Here is a 25,027-nt window from a genome sequence, read left to right as displayed (position 1 = left end):
ATGATGTTATTAAATGAGGAGTTAGCGAGAGATTGTTTTTATCAAGTTAACAAAGAAAATACATGTAAAGAATTAAATAGCCAAATGTATATTTGGAATGAGCAAAAAAATACGTATTACAAGATTGGAGAAATAGGGACTGTGATATGGGAATATTGCAAGTATCCGATAAGTGAGCAGCAAATCGTAGCAATGCTAATGGAGGACTATGAAGTTTCAAAAGAAGAATGTGAGCAGCAAGTAGAATATTTTTTAGCAGAATTATTAGCAGATAATTTACTAGTAAAGGTAGATTTAAAAGGATGCCTAGAGTGATACGGAAAGTCAAGAAATTTATCAAAATGGATTTTAAACTAAAATGCCTAATGATGGAGGCATTTATTTTTTTGGCAAGAGGTAGGTTTTTGAAACTATTGCCATTCGCGAAAGTTGCTCCTAGTCTGGGTGAAGAATCGATGGAAACGGAAGTTCAGGTAAATGGCAATGAAAAGATGATAAAAGATGTATCATTGGCGATTGAGACGATGAGCAAATATACATTTTGGGAAAGTGCCTGCCTTGTCCAAGCAATTGCAGCAACGAGAATGTTAAATAGAAGAAAGATTGCAACCACTTTATATCTAGGTATCGCTAGGGACCAAGCAGGCAAAATGGAAGCACATGCATGGGTTAGAAGTGGTTCGCATTATGTGACAGGTGCACGCGGTAAACAACGTTTTACCGTTGTGAATACATTTGCCGGTGGTATGAGTAAAAGAGGTGAAAAGAATGAAGGGATCAGAAGAAATTGATCTGCATAGCTGTTCCAATGAACTGCAGTTGTTATTAAGGCTATTGAATGAGGAAGAAGACTCCATAAAACTGATAGAAGAATTTCATAAAAAGGTAGATTGGAAGGAGTTTCTTCAGCTAGTTTATTTTCATAAAGTGTATCCATCCATCTATTTAAGACTGTCTAGTATAGACTCTCCCTATTTGCCTAACAACGTAGTCAAAATAGTAGAGGGTTTATATAAAGACAATACAATCAAAATGCTCCAATTGATCAAAGAACTAGATAATATTTCAACTGCATTAACGAAGAATGAGATCCGCATGCTGACTTTAAAAGGACCAATTCTTTCCTATTATTTGTACGGAGACTTATCTTCCAGAACTTCCAACGATCTTGATATTCTGATTTCCTTTCAAGATTTAAAGTCAACGATAGAAATCCTTCAAGCAAAAGGATATGAAATGGAGTATGAACCACCACGAAAATTAAAAGACTGGCAAAAAAGAAACCATCATCTTGAATTCCTTCATAAAGAGAAAAATTGCAAAGTGGAAGTGCATTGGAGACTTCATCCCGGTCCTAGTAAAGAGCCGAGCTTTGCAGACTTATGGAATAATCGCAAAACGGTGTCTATAGGGTCAACAGCATTCTATACTTTAGGTGAGGAAATATTGTGCTATTATCTTGTTTCACATGGGGCACGTCATGGCTGGTTTCGTATTCGGTGGTTAGAAGATATTGTGCAAATATTGAAGAGAGAAGAAGATATTAATAGTTGTCCCAGAGTCTTTATGGAAAATCAAGCCTGCCACCTCTATCAACAAGCGCTCTATTTAGTTGAAAACCTACAATTAAGCTCAAAAAGGTATCAGAGAAAGATAAATAAGCAATCGAAGGGACTCGCACAAAAGGCTTTTCTATTCATGAGAGAAAGAATCAACTTTTTTCATCCTCCAGACAAGACATGGGATAAGGAAGGAAAAAAGTATCTATTTAAGATGAAACCATTTAAGCAGAAGGCAGCTTACATCATTCGGAAATTCTATGCCAATTCATGGGACGCAGAAGTGCTTCCTTTACCAAAATCATTGCACTTTCTTTATCTTCCATTAAGACCAATTTTATGGCTGTGGCGAGTAATTTTAAAGCAAAAAGTTTCACTTAGGAGACTTTAGAAAATGAGAAATCTTATTGTTTTTTTTAAGAAACTGCAGGCAGTTACTGGAACGAAGATGTATCTTAATATTTTTCTTAGCATTCTAATAAGTGCCCTTGAAGGAATTAGCATTTATCTTTTAATACCAATGCTTGCTGTTATTGGATTGTTGAATATGCAGATAAATGATCTGTTTCCTATTACTTTAATAGTAGCAACAATGGAAAAGCTGCCATTTCAACTAAATTTGACTTCTGTCTTATTGATTTATCTTCTATTGATAGGTGGTCAGGCTTTGCTGCAACGGAGTCAAACGATTTTAAATACAGATATCCAGCAGAACTTTATTAAACAGCTGCGACTAGAGACATATGAATCACTTATCAAAGTGAAGTGGGAATATATGCTGAGAAAAAGAAAGTCGGATTTTAACTATATTCTCACAACAGAAATATCACGAGTCGGCGTGGGAACACATAGTATTATCCAATTAATCAGCATTGTATTTTTTACTATTGTTCAAATAATGCTGGCTTTTCTCTTATCACCATCCTTAACAAGCATAGTCTTAATTATTGGTGGGTTACTTAGTATTTTTATGAGGAAATTCGTAAGGAATTCTAAAACAATAGGCAAAGAAACAACAGAGTTAATGAACGATTACTTTGGAGGAATTACAGAACAGTTTAGTGGAATGAAAGATATGAAAAGCAATATGCTTGAGCCATCTTTTTTTGATTGGTTTCAGTCTAAGTCTCATTTAATTCATTATAATGTGATGAATTTAGTTCGCTTAAACGCTAAGTCTGTATTCATTTATCGGCTGATGGCTGGTATCTTGATTGTCCTTTTTGTATCTATTTCTTTTTCCTTTCTTAAACTGCCACCAGAGAAGCTTATGATAATTATTTTGATTTTTTCAAGATTATGGCCGCGGTTTTCCTCCTTGCAAAGTAATGTAGAACAAATTGTTTCCATGTTTCCGGCATTAGATCATGTTCTGCGTGTTCAAGCGGAAAGTAACAAAAGCCAAGAATGGAGTACCTTTCGCACAAGGGAATGGGAGCCATTTACTCTCGAACAAGCAATAGAATGTGACCATGTCTATTTCCGCTATCAACCATCTCAGGAAGACTGGACACTAACTAACGTAAATATTCATTTTCCGCTTAAGAAAACAACTGCAATAGTTGGGCCGTCAGGAGCGGGAAAGACGACATTAGTCGATTTAGTAATGGGTTTGCTGCAGCCTGAAAAAGGGAGATTGCTTGTAAACGGAAAATCGTTAACAGAGGAGGAGTTACTGTTATATCGGAATTCTATTAGTTATGTTGCTCAGGAGCCTTTTTTATTTCATAGCAGCATTCGAGAAAATTTATTAATGGTTGCACCAAAGGCGACAGAACTGGAATTATGGCAAGCTCTGTCATTTGCTGCTGCAGAGAATTTTGTTAAACAAATGCCGGAAGGATTGGATACGGTTATTGGAGATAGAGGAATAAGGCTTTCAGGGGGAGAGCGCCAGCGTCTCGTTTTGGCGCGGGCCATCTTGAGAAAACCAGCTATTCTCATATTAGATGAAGCAACAAGTGCATTAGATAGTGAAAATGAACAGAAGATTCAGCAGGCTATTGACCAATTAAAAGGGAGAATGACGATAATCGTAATCGCTCATCGTCTATCAACGATTCGAAATGCAGATAAGGTAATGGTATTGGAATCTGGAAAGGTAATACAAGAAGGGGAATATAAGCAATTGGCGCAAACAAAGGGAGCGTTAAGAAAAATGCTTGTTTCCCAAGAATTAGCCGGAAATCAAACATTGGCTTAATTTCTAGAAGGAGAGGATGGAATTGAAACTTGTTTTATTGTCTGGCGGCTCTGGAAAACGTCTATGGCCGTTATCCAATGATGCCCGTTCAAAGCAGTTTCTGAAATTGTTAACCGATGAAGAGGGCAATAAGGAATCGATGGTTCAAAGAGTGTGGGGACAGCTTGAAAAAAATGATCTTGCCAAGGATTCGCTGATTGCAACAAGTAAATCGCAAGTGGAAATGATTCAAATACAAGTTGGAACACAAGTGCCTATTGTGGTAGAACCAACAAGAAGAGATACATTTCCAGCAATTGCTCTAGCCGCTGTCTATTTATATTCTGTTAAAGGCTGCAGTCCTCATGAAGTGATAGCGATACTTCCTGTTGACCCTTTTGTAGAGAATCACTTTTTTTCGAAGGTAAAAGAGCTTGAGAAAACGGTAATAGAAAGTAATGCAGACCTCGCTTTAATAGGAGTGCAGCCAACCTATCCTTCTGAAAAATATGGATATATGGTTCCTTTTGATGAAGAAGAGAGGAGTTATATGCGAGTATCCACTTTCAAGGAAAAGCCGAGAAAAGAAGAAGCAGAAAGACTAATAGAAAGTGGCGGTTTATGGAACAGTGGGGTATTTGCTTTCAAAATCGAATACCTGCTTAATATCTTGTTGGAAAGAGGCTATCCTATTCAATATGAGCAACTAGTAAGTCAATATCACCTATTACCTCAGAATAGCTTTGACTACGAAGTGGCAGAGAAGGCAGAGCAAGTAATTGCTTTATCCTATACGGGCTCTTGGAAAGACCTTGGAACCTGGAATACGTTAACAGAGGAAATGCAAACCCCGATTAGTGGAAAGGGCTTTGTTAGTAAAGGTATAACCAATTCTCATATTGTAAATGAGTTGGATATCCCTATTACACTAATAGGTTTAAATGATGTGGTGGTGGCGGCAAGTCCGGATGGTATTTTAGTAACAAATAAAGAGGATAGTCTGCAAGTGAAGGAAATATTAAAAGACCTAATAGAAAGACCTATGTTTGAAGAGAGAAGGTGGGGCTGGTATAAGGTATTGGAACATACGAAATATCTCGAAGGAAATGAAGTTTTAACAAAAAGAATATGTGTAGAAACCGGGAAGAACCTGAGCTATCAAGTTCATTACAAACGAAGTGAGGTATGGACAGTTGTTAAAGGAGAAGGTGTCCTAGTATTGGATGATCAACTACAGCATATTCGGTCAGGGGATGTTATTCATATTCCCCTAGGAACAAAGCATGCTTTAAGAGCAACCAGTACAATGGAAATTATTGAAGTACAGACAGGCAGTGAGCTAGTTGAAGAGGATATTTATCGATTCTCACTAGAATGGAAACAAATAATGAATGGAATAACCTATAAAAATCTGGCAATAAATTTATAAACAGGTATTGCTAGGAAGTCTGTAGTATGATATGTTCTTAATAAAGAATTTGTTAGGAGAACATTACTTAGTAATCGTATTTTTTTAAGATTTTCGTTCTTTATTAAGAATAAATGAGGGTGAAACACAATAAATGAGTGGTATAGCTGGAATCTTATATGAAAATCAAGCGAGCATAGCAGCTGAGCATGCTAGGAGAATAATGAATGGGTTTCAAGGATTCCCTTCCGATGATATTCAAGTATATAGCAGGATGAATATTTTTCTTGGCTGTCATGCACAGTGGATTACACCAGAATCAATTGGAGAGAGAAATCCTTATTTTGATAAAACAAGCGGAGTGGTAATTACCTCTGATTCTATTATCGATAACCGAATGGAATTGTTTCAATCCCTGCAGGTTGATCGCTCTTTGCAGCAAACTATTTCAGATACGCAGTTAATTCTTCTTGCTTATCTTAAATGGGGGGAAGAAACTCCGAAATATCTGATTGGAGATTTTGCCTTTTTTCTTTGGGATGAAAGGCAGCAAAAGTTATTTGGTGCAAGAGACTTTTCGGGAAGCAGAACTTTATATTATGTGTATAAGGAAAGGCAGTTCTACTTCTCAACGGTAATAGAATCGTTATTGAAATTACCAAATGTCAAGCAGCGGTTAAATGAGGAATGGCTAGCTGAATATTTAGCTATTGCTGGAGTAGTAGATACGGTTGATTCTTCCATTACTCCTTTTATCGGGATTGAGCAAGTGCCGCCATCACATAGCATCACAATTGAAAAAGGACGGAAAAAAGTAAAGAGATATAGTCAGATAAGCTCTGAAGTAAAACCAATACATCTACCTACTGATAATGATTATGTAGAAGCGTTTCAGGAGGTTTATCAATCAGCTGTCCAAGCAAGGCTTAGAACCTATAAAAAAGTTGGGTCTCAGTTAAGTGGTGGATTGGATTCAGGGTCGGTTGTCAGTTTGGCAGCCAAACATCTTAGAGGAGATGCTGGCTTACATACTTTTAGCTATATACCACCAAAAGACTTTATTCCATTTGGTCCGAAGAATTTAGTAGCCAATGAATCAGCCTTTGTAAATAAAACAGTGAATTATATTGGCCATTTACAGGATCATTACCTGGATTTCGAAGGGGAAGATTCCTACACACAGTTAGACGAATTTTTAGAAATAATGGAAATGCCCTATAAGTTTTTTGAAAATTCCTTTTGGATTAAGGGGATTTTTGAAGAGGCACAAAAACGGGACATAGGCATTCTTCTGAATGGAAATCGAGGAAACCTGTCTATATCGTGGGGAGGAGTGCAGGATTATTTTCCTCTTCTACTAAAACAATGTAGATTGCTTAAACTCTATAAAGAAGTGGAGGCATATAGCAAAAACATTGCAAGACCACGGAAAAGGGTTGCTGCGATGGTGCTTAGAGAAACTTTTCCTTTTTTAAATCAGCAAAGGAAGAAATATACAACGGGAGGGCCGCCGCCGCTGATTAATCCAGAGTTTGCAGCGAAAACAAGCATATATACGAAATTAGCAGAAGCAGGAATTGATGCAACAGGATGGTTTTCTGAATTAAACGCATTTGAGCAAAGGAGAAGGCATTTTGATGACTTATTTCACTGGAATGCTTCCAATACATTCATGACCAAACTTTCGCTGAAATATGGATTAATCAGTCGAGACCCGACAAATGATTTACGAGTTATTCGTTTTTGTTTGTCTATTCCAGAAGATCAGTATGTACAGAAGGGAATGGATCGTGCTCTGATAAGAAGAAGTACGGAAGGATATTTGCCTGATGAAATAAGACTGAATCAGCAAATAAGAGGGGCTCAAGGGACGGACTGGCTTTATCGAGTAATTCCCCATTGGAAGAGTCTATTGCAGGAGGCTAGGGAGGTTTCAAAAGATCCAGCGATTCTTTTCTATATTAATTATAGTTGCTTGAAAAGGGGACTGGATAAGCTAGAAAAAGGAGCAATTTCTGAACTCGCAGTGGATCCTGATGTCCGAGCATTGTTTAGAAGCATTATCGTGTATCGGTTTTTAAAAAAGCTAAAGTTGGCAGGATGAGTAGGAAGATACTAGATCTTACAACTTGAAAGGAGGTGATAAGATGAACAAGCTTGAATGGAAAGAGCCAAACTTAGAAGTTTTAGATGTAAAAGAAACAATGGCAGGACCATTTAATAACAATAAGTTAGATGCAACTTATGAAACTGGAACGCCATTCCCTGATCTTGGCTGGAGCTAATGATCAATTCCACTTTTAGGACATAATAGTTATATTTTTTCGATCTGCCTCCATCCTTCGCTGTTAAGAAGGTAGAGGCTTTTCTTTTTGATAGGATAAGGAAGAAGGTGTAGGAGGGACATATGATAACAAAAAGTGCATTTCGTTATTATGCTTTTGGATGCCATGTGTACAGCGAATTCATGCTGCCAGAGTTATGCAAAGAAGAAAAAGTAGAAGTCATTCCAGAACTAGTGATTAAAGAAAAAGACCTGCGGGAATATTGGAATGCTAAAGCAAAGGCAAATAACTATTTTGTCATAGAGAGGGATATGGTTCTCTTCCATGTTCCAAATATCGCAATATTTTTAATCGAAAAAGGGGAAAGCATTTCTATCACGTTATTGTCGGCAAATAAAATGGATGAAATGCGCCTCTATTTATTAGGTACATGTATGGGTATTCTGCTCATGCAAAAACGAATTCTTCCTCTTCATGGCAGTGGAATTGTGATTGAGGGGAAAGTATATGCCATTGTAGGGGACTGTGGCGCAGGCAAGTCTACATTAGCAAGAGCATTTTTACAAAAAGGCTATAAATTGATAAGTGACGACATTATTCCAGTCCAATTAAATAAAGACGGAAAACCAATTGTTATCCCTACCTATCCCTATCAAAAGTTATGGCTTGAGAGTTTGCATGAGTTTGAAATGACTAATCTTTCTTTCAAACCGATTGCTTATCGAGAAGAGAAATTTAGTGTGCCAATAGAACAGCAATTTGAAACAAACTGTCTCCCGCTGGCTGGCCTTTTTGAGCTCACAAAAAAGGACGGAGAGAAGATTGAAATAAAAGAAAAACGGAATCTTGAACGGCTGCAAATATTGTATAAGCATACTTTTCGGAACAGCTTTCTTCAACCATTAGGTTTATTGGAATGGCACTTAATAACCACATCTAAATTCTTAGAAAGTACCTCTATTTATCAAATCGAACGGCCGAAATCTCGCTTTACTGCAAATGAACTGGTAGAGCTTATTTTAACAAAGCAAAAGGGAGAAGAAGACAAATGAGGAAAACACAAGCGCAAATAAATAAACAGACTATCGTTGTACAAACTCCAGGACATATTGTGAGTGATATGAATGGAGAAAAAGTAATGTTAAGCATTGCGAATAGCAAATACTATAATTTAGGTCATATTGGAGGCGATATTTGGGAATTAATAAAGGAGCCAATCTCGATTGACCGAGTGGTAGCTATCTTAATGGAAAAATATGAAGTAACACAACGAAAATGCGAGCAGCATGTTTGTTCCTTCTTGGAAACATTAAAAGAGGAAGGTTTGATTACAATAAAGAGTACCTAAAGGAAAAGAGGAGAATGAATGATTGGCGAAAGAATTCGATATTTACGTCAGCGAAAAGGTTATTCGTTATCTAGGTTGGCAAAAGAGGCGGAGGTATCCAAAACATACTTAAGCAACATCGACAGAGGCTTACAAAATAATCCCTCTCTACACTTCTTAGAAAAAGTAGCCGCTAAACTAGGAACAAGCGTGGAATACTTAATTAGTGATGATTTTGAAAAAGATATGCTTAATAATAAAACAAGCAGTAAAGGAACGATCAAATAGATGCATGAGCACCCAAAAGATACATAGTTGAACTTTGATAAAGGGAAAGTAATCCCCTTTCTTCCTACTTTCCCTGCAAACCTTCCTATAAGCTTTTAATCCTCCCATCGATTTTCATTTTCCTTCATCATGTTGCCAGCCAATTATAGCAAACGAGCATTCTTTAAATGAGTAAGTAAAATATATAATATAATAGAAGAAACTAGGTAGCGTTTACAAGAAAAAATGAGAATAAAGTAACATTTACAAATATTCAGAAATCATGATAACATGCTATTCGTGTGCGTTATAAAGAATTGATTCTTAAGAAAGAAAGCGAGAAATTCTCGCTTTAGTTAGTAAAGAGTTTATTCAGAAATAAGTTTTTTAGCCAGATAGCTGCTCCAAACTTTAAAGCCTTGTTCATTTGCTTTTGATTTATCACCTAACTCAACGTAATAATCTTTAAGTTTTAAATCATTGCTATCAGGCCATGCTTCCCAATGATTCCAATAGGAAATTTCCTTCGATTCTGCAAACTTTTGCAAATCATTCGCTTGCATAGGATAAAGACCTGCCTTATACAGGGGATGTGCCGGCATTAAAACAAATGTTACATCTGGCAGTTCATCTTTTGTTTCATTTATCACTTGGTTGACATTCAATAAGGTTGTAGAAATATCAACTACACCGTTATCATTCAACAAAAAAGGTTCCCAGATGACCATATCTGGCTTCTTATCGATCATAGACTCATAGTCATTATTATTTACATAATCGGATGATGTCTCATTATATGTAATGCTATCAATGGTTACGTATTTATCATATTTATTAGCTAACGCTTCTTGCAATGGGGTAATTAACCCAAGCTCTTCATCGCCAATTTCATCGGAACCAACTAATAAGATATGAAAAGCTTGTTTATCAGCAAGTTTCTCTTCCAGTACTTGCTGGGCACTCTCAGGCCAAGACTTGGCGAAACTCATATAGTAGTCAAGACTAAAGTACTGGTCTTTATGTTCTTCCTGGTCTTTATTTTTTACTTCTGCATCTTTAGTAGGTTGGCTGTTAGTTAAAGGACTGACCTCTCGATTATTCCAATGGGTATTCCCAATAATAAGTATGAGCACGAGAATAATAGAGAGGATAGATAGAATAATAGCTTTCATTGAAACCTCCTAGGAATAGTATAATTATTTAGCAATCTACCAAATTAGTACATAAGATAGGAAAGTTCTCCCTTTTTAAAAAAATATATATCAAAAATGTAAATTAATTGATATAGTAAAACACGTAAAAACAATTCAATTAAAATTATGACAAGAAATGACAATATATGCAATGATATATGATATAATATTTTTGGTTTTTATATTTTTCTAGGAGGAAGTCATGGAAGAAACTATTAGTCTAAAAGAATTATTTGATACGTTAAAGAAAAGAGTATCACTTATTATCTCCATTACATTAGTTGCTATGATAGTAAGTGCTGTGGTAAGTTATTTCATTATTACGCCTGAATATAAATCTTCGACGCAAATTCTTGTTAACCAGGCAAAGGATGATCAATCGATTTATAATTACAATGAAGTTCAGACTAATGTGCAATTAATAAACACATATAGTGTAATACTAAAAAGTGCGGCTATTTTAAACAATGTGAAAAAAGAATTAGATTTAGATATGACTGTTTCACAACTAAATAGCAAAATAACTGTAGAGAGCGCACAGAATTCTCAAATAATGACAGTTTCAGTAATAGATTCTGATCCGGCAGTTGCGTTACAGATTGCTAATACAACGGCTGAAGTATTTGAAAAAGAAATTAAGAATTTAATGAAGGTAGATAATGTAAGTATTTTACCTTTAGCAGATGATCAAGAGAATCAATCACCAGTCAGTCCTAACCCTCCGTTAAATATTGCCATTGCTGCAGTAGTAGGATTATTGATAGGTGTAGGGTTAGCGTTCTTACTTGAATATTTAGATAACACTGTGAAAACAGAGCAGGATATTGAGAAATTGTTAGAGTTACCAGTACTAGGAGCTATTACAAAAATTGATGAAAGTTTTGAAACAAAACTTAGAGGCACACAAAAGGGAAGAAGCAGGGGGGATTCACTTGGCAGCAAGTAAAAGAGCAAAAAAGGGCGGTTTAGCACTTAATAATAGGCGAAAACTGATTGCAAAGTATGATCCGAAATCACCAATCTCTGAACAGTATAGAAATATTCGAACAAATATCATATATTCAAGTGTGGATGAAGAAATCCGTTCAATATTAGTGACATCCTCGGGACCAGGGGAAGGAAAGTCGACAACAACGGCAAACTTAGCAGTGGTGTTCGCACAACAAGGAAAAACAGTATTATTAGTGGATGCAGATTTACGGAAACCAACTGTCCATTATACGTTTAATTTAAATAATACAGCTGGATTGACCTCCATATTAACAAACCAAATGGGTTTAATGGAAGCTGTTCATCAGGATGATGAACAGAATTTATATATTCTTCCTAGTGGGCCAATACCACCAAATCCTTCAGAGCTATTAGGATCAAAAGCAATGAGTCATTTTTTAGAACAAGCATTAGCAGAGTTTGATATTGTCTTATTCGATACACCGCCAGTAATGGCTGTGACAGATGCACAAGTGCTGGCCAATCTTTGTGATGGAAGTATTTTAGTAGCAGGGAGCGGGAAAGCGGATAAAGAAGCTGTGGTGAAAACGAAAGAGCAGCTTGCTGCTTCGACGGGAAAAATATTAGGTGTAGTATTAAATAATAAAAAAGCGGACAAAAAAGGTAGTTATTATTATTATGGCACAAATTAACAATCAGTTAAATTGCTTACGATAATATCACTTAATATAGTTATAGAAAAAGTTAGTAAAATAATAGAGGGGTGTAGAACCAATGATTGATATCCACAGTCATATATTACCTGGAATTGATGATGGGGCACAGACAATAGAAGATAGCATAAAGATGGCAAAAACAGCCGTGAACGAAGGCATAACATCAATCATTGCTACACCTCATCATAAGAATAATCAGTTTAATAATTTGAAATCTTCGATTCTTACAAAGGTAAATGAGCTAAATACAGTATTAAAACAAGAAAATATTCCTCTTACCGTACTTCCTGGTCAGGAAGTACGAATTTATGGAGAAGTGATAGAAGATTATAATAAAGAAGAAATTCTAACACTTAATCATACAAAATATCTTTTCATAGAATTTCCCTCTTCCTCTGTGCCGCGATATGCAGAAAGGTTATTGTATGAATTGCAAACTGAGGGAATAATTCCAATTATTGTACATCCGGAGAGAAATAAAGAATTGCAGGAAAAGCCTAATCTTCTTTATCAGTTCGTAAAAGGTGGCGCATTAACTCAAGTAACGGCATCTAGCGTGGTGGGATATTTTGGAAAGAACGTGAAAAAATTTTCAGAGCAGTTGATTGAGTACAATTTAACCCATTTTATTGCATCCGATGCTCATAATATCCATAATAGAACATTTAAAATGACTGAAGCTTTAGATATGATTGAAGCAAATTTTGGTACGGATTATATCTATCTTTTTAAAGAAAATGCCCAATTTCTAGTGGAAGATAAGAATATAATAAAAGAAATTCCTGAACGGATAAAAAGAAAGAAAATTTTAGGGATATTTTAATCCAATAATTTACTAGATAACTAATAGTAGGAAAATGTATATTTCAATAGTATCATGGTTTTATTATTTATTAGTTATCTGGAGACTACATAAAAAGAAAAATAATTAAGGGTTAGGTGATATAGTGATGTCTGAATTTTATAAGGATCAATCTCTGTATTTAGAAATGAAACAAAATATATCTGTAAATACAGCTCGAAGTTACCTTGTAATGAAAAGATCAATAGACATCATCGGTTCATTCTGTGGATTAGTTGTTCTAAGCATCCTTTTTATTATTATTGGTCTTTTAATTAAATTAGAAGATCCAAAGGGGAAAGTTTTCTTTAAACAAATAAGAGTTGGAAAAGATGGTAGTGAATTTTATATGTATAAGTTTAGATCAATGGCATCCGATGCTGAGGAACGTCTGAAAGAGTTATTAGAATTAAATGAAGTATCTGGAGCAATGTTCAAGATGAAAGATGATCCAAGAGTAACCAAGATTGGAAAGTTTATTAGGAAAACCAGTATCGACGAGTTACCCCAGTTATTTAATGTTTTAAAAGGGGAAATGAGTCTAGTAGGCCCTAGACCACCATTACCAAGGGAAGTAGCTGATTATTCTTCTTATGACAAGCTGAGATTATTAGTAGTTCCAGGTTGTACTGGTTTGTGGCAAGTAAGTGGTAGGAATGAGTTGGGCTTTCAACAAATGGTTGAATTGGATATTGAATATATAAAAAAAAGAACAATTCTATTTGATGCTAAAATTATTTTAAGAACTGTAAAATGCATGTTTAAACCAAATGGAGCGTATTAAAAGATTATGGTGAAATTCTAATGAATTCAATGATGAAAAAAGTAGGTTGGATGCTTTATGGACAAGGCGGAAGGCTGATATTTCAAACAATTTACTTTCTGGGCTTAGCTTTTGTATTTACACCTTATGAGTATGGAATATATGTAAGTATTACAGCTATAACTGTAATACTTAGTCCGTTTTGTGGAGTAGGATTTAATAGTTTACTGGTTAAAATAATTTCTACCGATAATAAAAATTTTCCAAGAGTCTATGGTAATGCTTTAAAAATAACAGTATATAGTTATGTTTTATTATTGATAATTGGTTCTGTAGCTGTTTGTTTTTTATTTGATAACTACTTTTTTGCATTTAAGTTATTTATACTCATCAGCCTTGCCGATTTATTATTTTTAAAGTTAACAGAAATGTCTTCGCAAATTTTTATTGCTAAAAATTTGGTGAAAATTTCTGCTCATATTCTAAATTTTATAAGTTTAATTCGTTTTATGTCAGTCTTATTTTATTTTATAATGGTTAGAATTAATCCACAATATACGGGGCTTTTAAATTGGGGGAAAATATATTTAATAGGATCCTTGATTTTCACTATATATATATTAATTTATACTCTTAAAAAAAATGAAAAACCATTATTAAGAGAGAAAATATCACTATCGTATATAAAAGAAGGGATTTATTTCTCGATAGGATTATCATCACAGGGAATATATAATGATATCGATAAAACCTTAATGGGGAAATATACTAATTTAGAAACTACCGGGCAATATGGTTTTGCATATAAAGTTTTGGATGTACTATTCATACCTATTAAAGCCATTCTTGCAATTACTTTTCCGATATTTTTTAAATATGGAAAAGAAGGCAATATACGAAAAACTTTACGCTTTGGTTTGAAAATTATGTTTCTTCTATTACCATTACTAATATTAATATGTGTACTTTCATTTTATTTTGTTCCCCCGTTAATTAAACTAATATTTGATAATAAATATTTAGAAAGTATCAGTATGTTTAAACTATTATTACCAATTGTTATTTTAAGAAACATTCACTATATACTGGCTGATGCAGTTACAGGGGCTGGCTACCAAAAAGAAAGAAGTATTATTCAAATAATAGTAGCAATTTTGAATTTCTTATTAAACATATATTTTATAAGCCAATTTCAAGTTATGGGAGCTATTATTGTAAGTATAGTTTCAGATTTGTTGATGGTAGTATTTGTTGCAATTTTAATTCTTAATAAATTAAAGGATGACAAAATAAATTTAAAAGGGAGTCATAATGAAAATAGTTAAAGATTCTTATTTAGCAATTTTAAATTTTATTGTGCCAAATATTCCATTTCATAGTTTAAGAATATTTTTATATAGATTACTAAAAATCAATATTGGGAAAGATACTACTATTTTGAGACCTGTTTTTTTCTACAATCCATTTAAGATTACAATAGGTAGAAACTGTGCTATTAATGACCACGTTGTACTTGATGGGAGAGGTACATTAAAAATCGGTAATAACGTAAATATATCACCTTATGTAAAAATTTACACTGCGGAACATGATGTAAATAGTTCTAATTTTAAATATATTGAGGGAAAAGTAGTTATAGATGATTATGCCTGGGTTAGCACAAACGCAATGGTTATGCCTGGTGTAACTATTGGGAAAGGTGCAATAATAGCAGCTGGTGCAGTTGTAACTAGAAATGTTGAGCCATACGCAATTGTAGGGGGAGTTCCTGCTAAGAAGATTGGAGAAAGAAATAAAGAATTAGATTACACTCCTAATTTCAAGAAGTTCTTTCACTGATTTTGAAGGAAGTTTAATCTTAGAAAAGGTTGATGAAATTGATTTATTTATATTATTGGCTAATTGTTATGTTAGGTGCAATTTCTTGGAAACCGTTAATACCAAATTATGGTGGGACGATTTTAACATTAGTGAAAGGAGCATTATTAATAACAATAATATTTATTATAATTTCGAGAGGGATTAATAAGAATTTTCTTACTTATTTCAGTTTATGTGGTATCTTTGTATTGTTTTTTTATCTACTTTTACAAATTAGTAGATTAGATTCTGTTGAATTTGCGAACTTGGGCGACATATTTAAATCTTTTTCATCTTATCTTTTATTATTTTTAATGCTAATGATTAGGTTAAGAAATGAAGAAATTAAAAGAATCTTAGATTTAATACAAAAATTGCCGATTTTCAGTGTGGTATTCGGATTGTTCTTTTCTCTCTTTACTGATTGGTCTGTGATAAAATTTGAATTTACAGGTGTGAATAGGCTACAAGGAAGTAATCCTCCTGCTCATTTAGCTGAAATTTGCTTTGTTGCTATAATTACTTCTGTAGGTCTTCTACTAAAGAAAGATATTCAAAAAACTCTATATTCAAGTTCAACCAATAAATTATATTGTTACCTACTTATTAATACTTTAATTTTGATTCTTACTTTTACTAGAATTACTCTTTTAGGTGCAGGTTTGATTATTTTATATATGTTAATTAAGAAACTGTATATTACAATAATCAACAATAGGTATTCAATACCAATTGTTTTTATCACTATTATAAGTATTTTTCCAGCAATATTTATCTTTATTTATATGGTTAAAAGTATTTTAAGAAGATCAACTAATGAAGGTGGAGGAATAAATACCTCCGGGAGATATTGGGCTTGGAAGTATTTTATTGATAGAGCAAATGAATATCCTGTATTCGGAAGAGGAATGGGCGCAAGTCAATCGCTATATGATGTTAATCCTTATAAAGAATTTGTAGCACCTCATAATGAGTATATTAGATCCTACCTTGAAGTGGGTATATTAGGTAGTATAATAATGATTATTTTTATTTTAGTATTTATAGGATGGTTAATTTATAGTAACAAATCAAATAAATTGTTGAGTAATAAATTTATTTTTATAAGTATTATTTCCATTGGAATAGTCTCTTATTATGATAATTTATTTGTAACTATTCACTTTAGCTTACCGTTTATTTTATTAATACTATGCTTAGTGAATGTTTTTACATTTCGAAAAAGTCAGGAAGGGGACTTCACGTGAAAAGGGTGACCTTAATTAGTTCAACTGGTGGACATTGGACACAATTAAACAATATATATAAAGAATTCAAAAAAATAGAGTCTATTGAAAATAAGGTCAAAATAAAGTTAATAACTGAAAAAAATGAATCTAATAAGGATAATAAAAAAGTTGATTTTCTTTATCAACAAGATAGAAAAAGTAAAAATCTAATATTCATTTTAGTTCTTAATGCAATTTTATCTTTATATTATGTTATCAGATATCGACCACATTATGTAATATCAACTGGAGCAGGTGGGACTATTCTTTATCTGATATTTGCAAAGCTTATGGGTTCGAAAGTGATTTTTATTGAAAGTTATGCGAAAATTAATAGCCCTACTATAACTGGAAAAATAGTTTATAAATTTGCAGATATATTTTATGTTCAATGGCCAGAAATGCTAAAATTCTATCCTAATGGAATATATAAGGGGAGTTTATATTGATATTTGTTATATTAGGGACTCAAAAATTTCCTATGAATAGATTAATAGATGAAATTGATTTATTAATAGAGAGAAACGTATTTGCTGCTGAGGAAGTTGTAATACAATCTGGTTATAGTAAGACTTCAAAATTCGCTAAAAGTTTTGAGATAATTAAGGAGAATGACTTTGATCAGTATTTAGCAAATAGCTCGCTTGTTATTTGTCATGGTGGTACCTCAGCTATAATTAAATCGCTTAATCTATCTAAAAAAGTAATAGTTGTTCCAAGACTATCTAAATTTAATGAACATGTTGATGATCATCAGAAAGAGATAGTAAATGTTCTCTTTCAAAAGGGATATATTGAAATGGTTGAGGATATAAAGGAATTAGAACATTATGTTACTAAAGCTTATAAAACAACCTATAATAAATACAATTCAAATGGTGAATTAGCCAATGTTATTGTAAATTATATTTTAAATGAAACAGAATAGTGAGGAATAGATTAGATGGATAATATATTTTTAGTATGGACGAAGTATCAATCGAGGGTTGAGTCGTTAATAAAAGATATAGCACAAAATTTAGGGGACTCAAAGATTATTTATAGAGATAATCCGCCAGCAAACAGTATTAAAAAAATTATATTATATATGATTTACTTTTTTAAAGATTTAGTTTTTATAATTAAAAGTAAGCCCAAAAGTGTGTTTGTACAAAATCCTCCAAGCTACTCACTATTTGCTCCAATTTTATATAAGCTCATTATTAATAAAAAGGTAAAAGTAATTTCTGATTTGCATAATGCAATGACTCGTGAACCATGGCTAAATAGAATTGGCACCAAATTTTTATTAAGTCATTGTGATTTATTAATTGTTCATAATGAAATTGTGTATAGAGGAATAAGAGAAAGGAATCTTTTTAGTTATATAAATCCAGACAAAATTATTGTATTAGAAGACAAAACTCCACTTATCAAGGAAGTAGAAAGAAAGGTAACTAGTAGTGCTGATAAGAGACCAATTGTTTTTTTTCCTGCTTCATTTAATATGGATGAACCTATCGTTGAAGTAATCGACAGTGCTAAATTAGTACCAGAATTTCGAATTATAATGACTGGTAATTATAAAAAGTTATATTCAAACTTTAATTTGTCTGAAAAAGATTTACCGGAAAATGTAGAAGTTACAGGATGGATAGAAACTAAAGATTATTTAGATCTATTGAAAAATTGTGATATTCTTTTGGGGCTTACGATATTCGATGATATTCAGATGAGTGTAAGTAATGAAGGATTAGGTGCAGAAAAGGTAATGGTATTGTCTGATATGGAAGCATTAAGATTAATCTATCAAGATGGTGCAGTATATACAGAAAATTCAGCGAAGTCAATTGCTAAGAATTTGGGAGTTGCTTTTAAAAAAAGAAATGAACTTAAGAAGAAAATTAAAGAGGTAAAAATAATAAAAGAAGAACGTTATATTAAACAATTAAATAACGTTATTAACAGCATTCTCTAGCTTTCAGTAGTCTAAATTATGTGTTGTCATTAAATTCTTTATTTACCATATAGTTTGTGCAAGGGACAACTTACTAAAGAATGAGTTGAAAAGATAGTGATTAATTGTTTGCACCAAAATTGCATGAGAAATTTAACAATATATTTATAGAGGAGTATACTATGAAATTAGTATTATTATCAGGTGGATCAGGAAAAAGACTATGGCCGCTATCAAATGATGCTCGTTCTAAGCAATTTTTAAAAGTTTTAGAAGATAAAAATAATAGAGCATCCATGGTTCAAAGAGTATATAAGCAACTAAAAAACGTAGGTTTGGATAAGTCTGTTGTGATTGCTACTAGTGCCTCTCAAGTAGATATGATTAAGAATCAACTTGGTAATAAAGTGTCAATTGTAGTTGAACCAGAAAGACGTGATACATTCCCAGCAATTGCATTATCTGCTGCATATTTATATACAAAGTGTGCTGTTGATATGGATGAAGTTGTTGGTATTCTACCTGTAGATCCATATGTTGAAGATGAATTTTTTTTAAGAGTCGCAGAGTTAGAGCATATTGTAAAAAATACTGATTCTGATTTAGCGCTAATAGGGGTTAATCCAACTTTTCCATCTTCAAAATATGGCTATATTGTTCCGAGTAACGACAAATTACAACATGATTATTTACAAGTTAGTCATTTTAAAGAAAAACCGTCCGAATTACAAGCAAAAGAGTTAATTAAAAAAGGTGCCTTATGGAATTGTGGAGTTTTTGCATTTAAACTCTCATTTATTATTAACATAATAGAAGATTTGGGATTATCAACGAATTATGAAGAATTAAAAAAACAATATAATTTAATTAATAAGAATAGCTTTGATTATGAAGTAGTTGAAAAGGCAAATAAAATCGTAGCAATTGATTATAATGGTTATTGGAAAGATTTAGGAACCTGGAATACCCTTACTGAGGAAATGACAACAAATATAATGGGAATTGGAACAATTAGTGAAGATAGCGAAAATGTCCATTTAATAAACGAACTTGAAATACCAGTAGCTGTTTTAGGAGGAAAAAACTTAATAGTAGCTGCTTCCCCTGATGGCATTTTAGTGAGTGATAAAGAAAGCAGTCCTAAACTTAAAGATTTAATAACTGACTTTAATCAACGTCCAATGTATGAAGAGCGTATATGGGGCTGGTATAAGGTTCTTGATTTTTCAAAGTACGATAAAGAAAAGGAAGTTCTTACAAAAAAAATCTGTATTAATGCAGGCAAAAATTTGAGTTATCATTACCATCAGCATCGAGTAGAGGTATGGACTGTAATTAAAGGCAGTGGAGAATTAATAATGAATAATGAATCGCGTGTCATTTCTGCTGGTGATGTAATAGAAATATCTCCTTATATCAAACATGCTTTAAGAGCGATAGAGGATTTAGAAATTATTGAGATACAAAAAGGGACTAATATTATTGAAGAAGATGTAAAGGATCCAATTTTTTCTTGGAAGGAAATTTTATTAGACTTAAGAGTATAGAGGATTAACTTTACTTCTAATTTAATTTGGATTTACAAACTTAAAGGAAGTGTGCCTAATATATGAAAATTACCGTTGCTGGGACTGGTTATGTGGGTCTATCTAATGCTATTCTTTTAGCTCAACATAATGACGTAATTGCGCTTGATATTATACAAGAAAAGGTAGATTTAATTAATAAGAAAAAATCCCCGATAATAGATCATGAAATAGAGGAATACTTGGCAACAAAGGAATTAAAATTATCAGCTACTACTGATAACTTTAAAGCTTTTAAGGATGCAGAATATGTAATCATATCTACACCAACTAATTATGATCCAGAAAAAAATTATTTTAATACTAGAACAGTTGAAGCTGTAATTGCTAATGTACTATCTATTAATCCAGAAGCTGTAATGGTTATCAAATCTACTGTTCCGGTAGGATATACTGAGAAAATTAAGGAGAAATTTGAAACAGAGAATATTATCTTTTCACCGGAGTTCTTAAGAGAAGGTAAAGCACTTTATGATAATTTGTATCCATCGCGCATTGTGTTAGGCGAACAATCAGAAAGAGCAAAAGTTTTTGCTAATTTACTAGTACAGGGTGCAATTAAAGAAGATATCGATGTATTATTTACGAATTCTACTGAAGCAGAAGCTATTAAACTATTTGCTAATACATATTTAGCGATGAGAGTAGCATTCTTTAATGAACTTGATTCTTATGCTGAAGTAAGAGGGTTAGATTCAAAACAAATTATTGATGGTGTTGGATTAGATCCAAGAATCGGAACTCATTATAACAATCCTTCATTTGGATATGGTGGCTATTGCTTACCCAAAGACACAAAACAACTTTTAGCTAATTATGCAGATGTTCCAAATAATATCATGACAGCCATTGTCGATGCCAATAGAACGAGAAAAGATCACATAGCAGAAATGATTATTAAAAAGAATCCAAAAATTGTTGGTATTTATCGCTTAACAATGAAAATGGATTCAGATAACTTTAGACAATCTGCTATACAAGGTGTTATGAAACGTATAAAAGCAAAAGGGATTGAAGTAGTTGTTTATGAACCAGCATTGCAGGAAGAAACTTTCTATAATTCTAGGGTGATTAATGATTTCGATCAATTTAAGGAAATTTCTGATGTGATTGTTGCTAATAGATTATCTAGTGATTTAGCAGATGTTGAAGAGAAGGTTTATACGAGGGATTTGTTTAGTAGAGATTAGTATTTGTGAAATAAAATGGATAATAAGCATATAAAAGGAGTACTATTTTTTTAGTGCTCCTTTTGAGTATTTTGATAGGAAATTGAACTGAAAAAATAACTAAGAGTTTTTACTTTAAGAGAATATAGATACCAAATATAAATAATAGATATATTGATTTTTAGGAAATAAGTATACTCAATAAAACTATTCATTAGGAGCTTTAGAATGCAATATAAGAGATCGAGACTCAAATTAATTATATTTCTACTACTATTATTCATTTGTATTGGAATATTTATATTTAATATAGAAGTAAACACTAATAAAAATAGTAGCTTAAAAGTGGAAGGTAGAAAGCATGATTTATTAATTGGGACAGCAGTGAACGGAGAGGCACTTAATAATGATGCTGAATATAAGAAAAAAATAAGAGAAGAATTTAGTATTATTACTCCAGAAAATGAGATGAAGTTTAGTGTAGTACAACCGAATTTAAATAAATTTAATTTCAAAAATGCCGACAAGATTGTCGAATTTGCTGAAGAAAATGAAATAAAAGTTAGAGGGCATACTCTCGTTTGGGATAAAAGAATACCTGATTGGCTTGAGAATTCTAACTTTACTAAGGAAGAAGCTGAACAAATTTTAAAAAATCATATATATACAGTAGTTAACAGGTATAAAGGTAGGGTATATGCTTGGGATGTTGTAAATGAGGCTTTTAATAATGATGGTAGTTTAAAAGATTCTTATTGGTTAAGAACTATTGGACCTGAATATATAAAAAAGGCTTTTATATGGGCAAAAGAGGCAGATCCTGATGCGCTATTATTTTACAATGATTATAGTGCTGAAGTAACTAATGAAAAATCAAATGCAATTTTTAATTTGTTAAAAAGTTTTAAAAATGAAAAAATACCAGTTGATGGAATTGGATTTCAATTTCATACCAATCTATATCAAAAATTCACTGAAAATGAGATAACAATAAATATGGAAAGGTTTAGAGATATTGGTTTAAAAATAAATGTTACGGAATTAGATGTAAAGATTTCTGATAGTAATTATTCTGAAAAGTTAAAGCTAAAGAAACAGGCTGAGCAATATTCAGTTGTGTTAAATTCATGTATGAATTTAAAGGGAAGTTGTACCGTTTTTAGTATGTGGGGATTTACAGATAAATATACTTGGATAAGGAGTGATAGTCCTCTGTTGCTGAATAGTGTTTATGAAAAAAAACCGAGCTATAATGCTATTAAAAATATTTTAACAAATATTCATCAATAAATTTGATTGATGCTAAACAATTATGTATAGATTTATGAATGAAGAATATGGGGGTTTTATGATTAAAGGGAAATTTTTTATTTTAAGTATTTTCCGATGACTTTGCCATCATGGAGAAAGAAGCAGAAAAGATAAATAGCTGGGGAGAAAATGTCTATATTAAAATACCAATTACTAATTCGATGGGGCAATCATCTATTCCCTTAATCAAAAAACTATCCAGTAAAGGAATGCAATTAAACATTACAGCCATTTTAACACTAGACCAAGTCGAAGAAACGGTTCAAGCCTTCAAATCTGGAACAAAAAATAATGTTTCCGTATTCGCCGGCAGAATTGCAGATTCGGGAATCGATCCTATTCCCACTATGAAAGAAGCCGCCAAAATATGCAGCAAAAAAGAAGGAACAGAGCTATTATGGGCCAGTTCGAGAGAGCTATTAAACATCATGCAAGCAGACGCATGTGGCTGCTCGATCATCACCTGCTCTCCCGACATCCTTAACAAACTAGAAAACGTAGGTAGAGACCTAAAAACTATATCCCTAGACACAGTAAAAATGTTTAATAAGGACGTACAAGAATTAGGATATTCCATTATTTAGCAGGATGGTTTCTCCTGCTTTCTTTTTTGAGGGAGTATTGTAGAGCTTCGGGTACTGTTTTTAAAGTGAATAAAATAATGAAGAGCCATTAGAACAATGTTTGTTCCAATGGCTGTTTTTACTACGCAATTTTTTTAATCCTTCACAAAAAACATTCTTTGTATCCCAACCTATTAAAACACAGGCAACTTCTCTAAATAAACGATATCATCTCTTTCGGCAGCATCTCCTTCAGCAAGAATGGCAGCTTTGGAAACAACGATTCCTCCTGCTTTGGTAACTAGTTCCTCGAGTACTCGTATCGATTCCCCGGTGCTAATGACATCATCAATTATGGCAATGCGTTTTCCTTTAATCTTGGCGGCGTCTTTTCCATCTAAACAGAGTAATTGTTCTTTTTGTGTGGTAATGGACACGACTTGATTGATTAGCGGTTCGTCCATATAGGGTTTTACACTTTTTCGAGCAACGATATATTCTGGCATGTTGAGTTGTTTCGATAATTCATGGACGAGGGGAATTCCTTTTGCCTCAGCTGTTACTAAATAATCGATGTCTTTCAATTGCTCTGCTAAAAGGGAAGCGGCTGCAACGACGATTTCTGTATCACCTAAAATGACAAAGCTTGCAATCTTTAAATCATTTGAAATAGGGATAATCGGTAACTCTCTTTTTACTCCTGCAACTGTTAGTGAATAAGTCTCCATCATAAATCCTCCTTTTTCTTAAACTCCAAAGAGTCCTAGTAAAAATTCCATCACAACGCCAGCTAATAACCCTAAAAATGGATCGGCAATGGCTGTTACGATGATAGTAATGGCTCCAACAATAGGAGAACTAGCTTCTGTACCAGTTAGTGCAGCTGTTGCATTGCCTGGTAATGTCACAATCGCACCTAGGACGAAAAGGAAACCGGCAATGGATGAGCTGGGTACATATTTTCCAATCTTCGGCAAAAGTTTGAAGAACAGGATCGCTGCCATGATGGCCATTGTTAGTACACCTGCCCATACTGCATGGGGAGCAGAAGCAGTCGCGGAAATAATGATTTCCACAGGTCCTCCACCAAATAGAGAAGAGACCATATCTGCTAAACTACTAATAATTGTTAGCGTGTCAATGTTTACATTTGCTCCAGCGATTTCTCCATTGATTTTTCCAAAGGCAATATTAGCACCAATATTTAAACAAACAAGAGCGAGTGCCCCGCGAATAACAGAAGGGTTGAGAATAAACTTTTGGAGCTTAAATTTATCTTCTGTTAGCATATTTGTTACAGTGGCAGATTCTTTTTTAGTGAAATGATAGACAATGCTAGAAAGCAGCACAGAAACAGTGATTGTATATACTAAGTCTTTTGAAATAATATAGGTTAATAAGGCACTAGCGAATGAAGTTATCCCAATCAATCGATCGTTTTTCGCCATATCCCAGGCAACCTTCGCAAGCATAAAACCAACACCAGCCATCATCCCATTTGTAATAACAGGACCAATCCAGGCAACGATTTGTTCCATCAATCCAAAAACACCTATAATAACTAATAAAAAGGCACCAAAAAAGATGGAAGAGAGCCGTTCGCGCATATTTTTTCCCATTGTTCCTGCAACTGTTATGGTTTCCGCCTGAAAGGAAATAACGGCCACATTGCTTGTTAAGCTATTCCCAGCAGCACCTACAAGAAAGGCAAGCGCAGTTGGCACGGACGCAAAGCCAAATGATAGCGCCAGTAACCCTTGAGGCAATCCATTTAATACAACACTAAATGCTGCTAGTATGTCTTTTAGTATATCTTCCATTTTCCTTCTCCTTTACTATTTC

The 25,027-nt window shown here is 33.3% G+C and carries 26 protein-coding genes and 1 pseudogene; 24 read left to right on the top strand and 3 right to left on the bottom strand.

The features are described from left to right. Positions 1-3: 3 nt before the first annotated feature. The 10 genes from BCI01S_RS14200 (at position 4) to BCI01S_RS14160 (ending at position 9,049) form a co-directional block, all read left to right on the top strand. Positions 4-315, top strand: a complete 312-nt coding sequence (locus BCI01S_RS14200) for a PqqD family peptide modification chaperone (protein WP_061799503.1) — start codon at positions 4-6, stop codon at positions 313-315. Further along, the gene (locus BCI01S_RS14195; protein ID WP_061799501.1) at positions 303-791 is read left to right on the top strand and encodes a lasso peptide biosynthesis B2 protein; all 489 of its coding nucleotides are present in this window, start codon (positions 303-305) and stop codon (positions 789-791) included. The genes BCI01S_RS14200 and BCI01S_RS14195 overlap by 13 nt, the downstream gene beginning before the upstream one ends. Further along, on the top strand, positions 769-1,950 hold the full coding sequence (locus BCI01S_RS14190; protein WP_061799496.1) for a nucleotidyltransferase domain-containing protein: 1,182 nt from the start codon (positions 769-771) through the stop codon (positions 1,948-1,950). Before BCI01S_RS14195 ends, BCI01S_RS14190 begins: the two co-directional genes overlap by 23 nt. Positions 1,951-1,953: 3 nt before the next feature. Next, complete coding sequence (locus BCI01S_RS14185; RefSeq protein WP_061799493.1) at positions 1,954-3,762, top strand: ABC transporter ATP-binding protein; 1,809 nt, start codon at positions 1,954-1,956, stop codon at positions 3,760-3,762. Between the two features lie 22 nt (positions 3,763-3,784). Beyond that, a complete protein-coding gene (locus BCI01S_RS14180; RefSeq protein WP_061799490.1) occupies positions 3,785-5,170 on the top strand; it encodes a sugar phosphate nucleotidyltransferase in 1,386 nt (461 codons plus the stop codon). Positions 5,171-5,303: 133 nt separating this feature from the next. Beyond that, positions 5,304-7,253 (top strand): asparagine synthase-related protein, encoded by a 1,950-nt coding sequence (locus BCI01S_RS14175; protein ID WP_061799488.1) that lies wholly within the window; start codon positions 5,304-5,306, stop codon positions 7,251-7,253. A gap of 43 nt (positions 7,254-7,296) precedes the next feature. After that, on the top strand, positions 7,297-7,434 hold the full coding sequence (locus BCI01S_RS25300) for a paeninodin family lasso peptide (protein ID WP_123258429.1): 138 nt from the start codon (positions 7,297-7,299) through the stop codon (positions 7,432-7,434). Between the two features lie 122 nt (positions 7,435-7,556). Then, on the top strand, positions 7,557-8,486 hold the full coding sequence (locus tag BCI01S_RS14170) for a phosphoenolpyruvate carboxykinase (ATP) (RefSeq protein ID WP_047942564.1): 930 nt from the start codon (positions 7,557-7,559) through the stop codon (positions 8,484-8,486). Continuing rightward, positions 8,483-8,782, top strand: a complete 300-nt coding sequence (locus BCI01S_RS14165) for a lasso peptide biosynthesis PqqD family chaperone (RefSeq protein WP_047942563.1) — start codon at positions 8,483-8,485, stop codon at positions 8,780-8,782. The genes BCI01S_RS14170 and BCI01S_RS14165 overlap by 4 nt, the downstream gene beginning before the upstream one ends. Before the next feature lie 18 nt (positions 8,783-8,800). Further along, positions 8,801-9,049, top strand: coding sequence for a helix-turn-helix domain-containing protein (locus tag BCI01S_RS14160; protein ID WP_053215694.1), 249 nt, complete (start codon positions 8,801-8,803; stop codon positions 9,047-9,049). Positions 9,050-9,396: 347 nt separating this feature from the next. Here the strand turns inward: BCI01S_RS14160 and BCI01S_RS14155 are convergent, their stop codons facing one another. Continuing rightward, entirely contained in the window at positions 9,397-10,200 is an 804-nt protein-coding gene (locus tag BCI01S_RS14155; protein WP_061799486.1) for a hypothetical protein, read from the bottom strand. 223 nt (positions 10,201-10,423) lie between these two features. Here BCI01S_RS14155 and BCI01S_RS14150 point away from each other — a divergent pair, with 223 nt between their 5' ends. The 14 genes and pseudogenes from BCI01S_RS14150 to BCI01S_RS14085 all read left to right on the top strand — a co-directional run. Continuing rightward, a complete protein-coding gene (locus BCI01S_RS14150) occupies positions 10,424-11,167 on the top strand; it encodes a YveK family protein (protein WP_061799483.1) in 744 nt (247 codons plus the stop codon). Continuing rightward, positions 11,154-11,864: a CpsD/CapB family tyrosine-protein kinase gene (locus BCI01S_RS14145; protein WP_061799481.1), complete on the top strand. Its 711-nt coding sequence runs from the start codon at positions 11,154-11,156 to the stop codon at positions 11,862-11,864. The genes BCI01S_RS14150 and BCI01S_RS14145 overlap by 14 nt, the downstream gene beginning before the upstream one ends. An 82-nt stretch (positions 11,865-11,946) precedes the next feature. Then, on the top strand, positions 11,947-12,711 hold the full coding sequence (locus tag BCI01S_RS14140; RefSeq protein ID WP_061799477.1) for a tyrosine-protein phosphatase: 765 nt from the start codon (positions 11,947-11,949) through the stop codon (positions 12,709-12,711). Positions 12,712-12,838: 127 nt separating this feature from the next. Beyond that, positions 12,839-13,513, top strand: coding sequence for a sugar transferase (locus tag BCI01S_RS14135; protein ID WP_061799471.1), 675 nt, complete (start codon positions 12,839-12,841; stop codon positions 13,511-13,513). Between the two features lie 20 nt (positions 13,514-13,533). After that, on the top strand, positions 13,534-14,817 hold the full coding sequence (locus BCI01S_RS14130) for a lipopolysaccharide biosynthesis protein (RefSeq protein ID WP_061799466.1): 1,284 nt from the start codon (positions 13,534-13,536) through the stop codon (positions 14,815-14,817). Further along, positions 14,804-15,331: an acyltransferase gene (locus tag BCI01S_RS14125; protein ID WP_061799461.1), complete on the top strand. Its 528-nt coding sequence runs from the start codon at positions 14,804-14,806 to the stop codon at positions 15,329-15,331. Before BCI01S_RS14130 ends, BCI01S_RS14125 begins: the two co-directional genes overlap by 14 nt. A 68-nt stretch (positions 15,332-15,399) precedes the next feature. Beyond that, positions 15,400-16,599, top strand: a complete 1,200-nt coding sequence (locus BCI01S_RS14120; RefSeq protein WP_167555733.1) for an O-antigen ligase family protein — start codon at positions 15,400-15,402, stop codon at positions 16,597-16,599. Then, on the top strand, positions 16,596-17,069 hold the full coding sequence (pssD, locus tag BCI01S_RS14115) for a PssD/Cps14F family polysaccharide biosynthesis glycosyltransferase (protein WP_235844509.1): 474 nt from the start codon (positions 16,596-16,598) through the stop codon (positions 17,067-17,069). The genes BCI01S_RS14120 and pssD overlap by 4 nt, the downstream gene beginning before the upstream one ends. Then, the gene (gene pssE, locus BCI01S_RS14110; RefSeq protein WP_061799453.1) at positions 17,066-17,548 is read left to right on the top strand and encodes a PssE/Cps14G family polysaccharide biosynthesis glycosyltransferase; all 483 of its coding nucleotides are present in this window, start codon (positions 17,066-17,068) and stop codon (positions 17,546-17,548) included. The genes pssD and pssE overlap by 4 nt, the downstream gene beginning before the upstream one ends. 15 nt (positions 17,549-17,563) lie before the next feature. Continuing rightward, positions 17,564-18,577, top strand: a complete 1,014-nt coding sequence (locus BCI01S_RS14105; RefSeq protein WP_061799452.1) for a glycosyltransferase — start codon at positions 17,564-17,566, stop codon at positions 18,575-18,577. Between the two features lie 161 nt (positions 18,578-18,738). Next, a complete protein-coding gene (locus BCI01S_RS14100) occupies positions 18,739-20,103 on the top strand; it encodes a sugar phosphate nucleotidyltransferase (RefSeq protein WP_061799450.1) in 1,365 nt (454 codons plus the stop codon). 62 nt (positions 20,104-20,165) lie between these two features. Next, a complete protein-coding gene (locus tag BCI01S_RS14095) occupies positions 20,166-21,332 on the top strand; it encodes a nucleotide sugar dehydrogenase (protein ID WP_061799445.1) in 1,167 nt (388 codons plus the stop codon). 207 nt (positions 21,333-21,539) lie between these two features. After that, positions 21,540-22,601 carry an endo-1,4-beta-xylanase gene (locus BCI01S_RS14090; protein ID WP_061799439.1) on the top strand — a complete coding sequence of 354 codons (1,062 nt, stop codon included), beginning with the start codon at positions 21,540-21,542 and terminating at the stop codon, positions 22,599-22,601. Positions 22,602-22,705: 104 nt separating this feature from the next. Next, positions 22,706-23,206 (top strand): annotated as a pseudogene (locus BCI01S_RS14085) (transaldolase family protein); the annotation flags it as partial. A 173-nt stretch (positions 23,207-23,379) separates the two neighbouring features. On the opposite strand, the gene BCI01S_RS14080 reads toward BCI01S_RS14085, so the two are convergent. Together BCI01S_RS14080 and BCI01S_RS14075 are read right to left on the bottom strand one after the other, a co-directional pair. Further along, on the bottom strand, positions 23,380-23,913 hold the full coding sequence (locus BCI01S_RS14080) for a phosphoribosyltransferase family protein (RefSeq protein ID WP_172885269.1): 534 nt from the start codon (positions 23,911-23,913) through the stop codon (positions 23,380-23,382). A gap of 18 nt (positions 23,914-23,931) precedes the next feature. Continuing rightward, positions 23,932-25,005, bottom strand: coding sequence for a solute carrier family 23 protein (locus BCI01S_RS14075; protein ID WP_061799428.1), 1,074 nt, complete (start codon positions 25,003-25,005; stop codon positions 23,932-23,934). Between the last annotated feature and the right edge of the window lie 22 nt (positions 25,006-25,027).

This window comes from Niallia circulans NBRC 13626, from assembly GCF_001591585.1.
Lineage (GTDB): Bacteria > Bacillota > Bacilli > Bacillales > Cytobacillaceae > Niallia > Niallia circulans.
This window is presented reverse-complemented; position numbering and strand designations above follow the sequence as displayed.

What these genes read in the sequence shown, in the direction of transcription:
- BCI01S_RS14130 (WP_061799466.1), top strand. Translation starts at nt 13,534, where the DNA reads ATGAATTCAATGATGAAAAAAGTAGGTTGGATGCTTTATGGACAAGGC.
- BCI01S_RS14100 (WP_061799450.1), top strand. Translation starts at nt 18,739, where the DNA reads ATGAAATTAGTATTATTATCAGGTGGATCAGGAAAAAGACTATGGCCG.
- BCI01S_RS14190 (WP_061799496.1), top strand. Translation starts at nt 769, where the DNA reads ATGAAGGGATCAGAAGAAATTGATCTGCATAGCTGTTCCAATGAACTG.
- BCI01S_RS14140 (WP_061799477.1), top strand. Translation starts at nt 11,947, where the DNA reads ATGATTGATATCCACAGTCATATATTACCTGGAATTGATGATGGGGCA.
- BCI01S_RS14195 (WP_061799501.1), top strand. Translation starts at nt 303, where the DNA reads ATGCCTAGAGTGATACGGAAAGTCAAGAAATTTATCAAAATGGATTTT.
- BCI01S_RS14185 (WP_061799493.1), top strand. Translation starts at nt 1,954, where the DNA reads ATGAGAAATCTTATTGTTTTTTTTAAGAAACTGCAGGCAGTTACTGGA.
- BCI01S_RS25300 (WP_123258429.1), top strand. Translation starts at nt 7,297, where the DNA reads ATGAACAAGCTTGAATGGAAAGAGCCAAACTTAGAAGTTTTAGATGTA.
- BCI01S_RS14175 (WP_061799488.1), top strand. Translation starts at nt 5,304, where the DNA reads ATGAGTGGTATAGCTGGAATCTTATATGAAAATCAAGCGAGCATAGCA.
- BCI01S_RS14135 (WP_061799471.1), top strand. Translation starts at nt 12,839, where the DNA reads ATGTCTGAATTTTATAAGGATCAATCTCTGTATTTAGAAATGAAACAA.
- BCI01S_RS14170 (WP_047942564.1), top strand. Translation starts at nt 7,557, where the DNA reads ATGATAACAAAAAGTGCATTTCGTTATTATGCTTTTGGATGCCATGTG.
- BCI01S_RS14165 (WP_047942563.1), top strand. Translation starts at nt 8,483, where the DNA reads ATGAGGAAAACACAAGCGCAAATAAATAAACAGACTATCGTTGTACAA.
- BCI01S_RS14090 (WP_061799439.1), top strand. Translation starts at nt 21,540, where the DNA reads ATGCAATATAAGAGATCGAGACTCAAATTAATTATATTTCTACTACTA.
- BCI01S_RS14160 (WP_053215694.1), top strand. Translation starts at nt 8,801, where the DNA reads ATGATTGGCGAAAGAATTCGATATTTACGTCAGCGAAAAGGTTATTCG.
- BCI01S_RS14120 (WP_167555733.1), top strand. Translation starts at nt 15,400, where the DNA reads ATGTTAGGTGCAATTTCTTGGAAACCGTTAATACCAAATTATGGTGGG.
- BCI01S_RS14155 (WP_061799486.1), bottom strand. Translation starts at nt 10,200, where the DNA reads ATGAAAGCTATTATTCTATCTATCCTCTCTATTATTCTCGTGCTCATA.
- BCI01S_RS14200 (WP_061799503.1), top strand. Translation starts at nt 4, where the DNA reads ATGTTATTAAATGAGGAGTTAGCGAGAGATTGTTTTTATCAAGTTAAC.
- BCI01S_RS14105 (WP_061799452.1), top strand. Translation starts at nt 17,564, where the DNA reads ATGGATAATATATTTTTAGTATGGACGAAGTATCAATCGAGGGTTGAG.
- BCI01S_RS14125 (WP_061799461.1), top strand. Translation starts at nt 14,804, where the DNA reads ATGAAAATAGTTAAAGATTCTTATTTAGCAATTTTAAATTTTATTGTG.
- BCI01S_RS14095 (WP_061799445.1), top strand. Translation starts at nt 20,166, where the DNA reads ATGAAAATTACCGTTGCTGGGACTGGTTATGTGGGTCTATCTAATGCT.
- BCI01S_RS14150 (WP_061799483.1), top strand. Translation starts at nt 10,424, where the DNA reads ATGGAAGAAACTATTAGTCTAAAAGAATTATTTGATACGTTAAAGAAA.
- BCI01S_RS14080 (WP_172885269.1), bottom strand. Translation starts at nt 23,913, where the DNA reads ATGGAGACTTATTCACTAACAGTTGCAGGAGTAAAAAGAGAGTTACCG.
- BCI01S_RS14075 (WP_061799428.1), bottom strand. Translation starts at nt 25,005, where the DNA reads ATGGAAGATATACTAAAAGACATACTAGCAGCATTTAGTGTTGTATTA.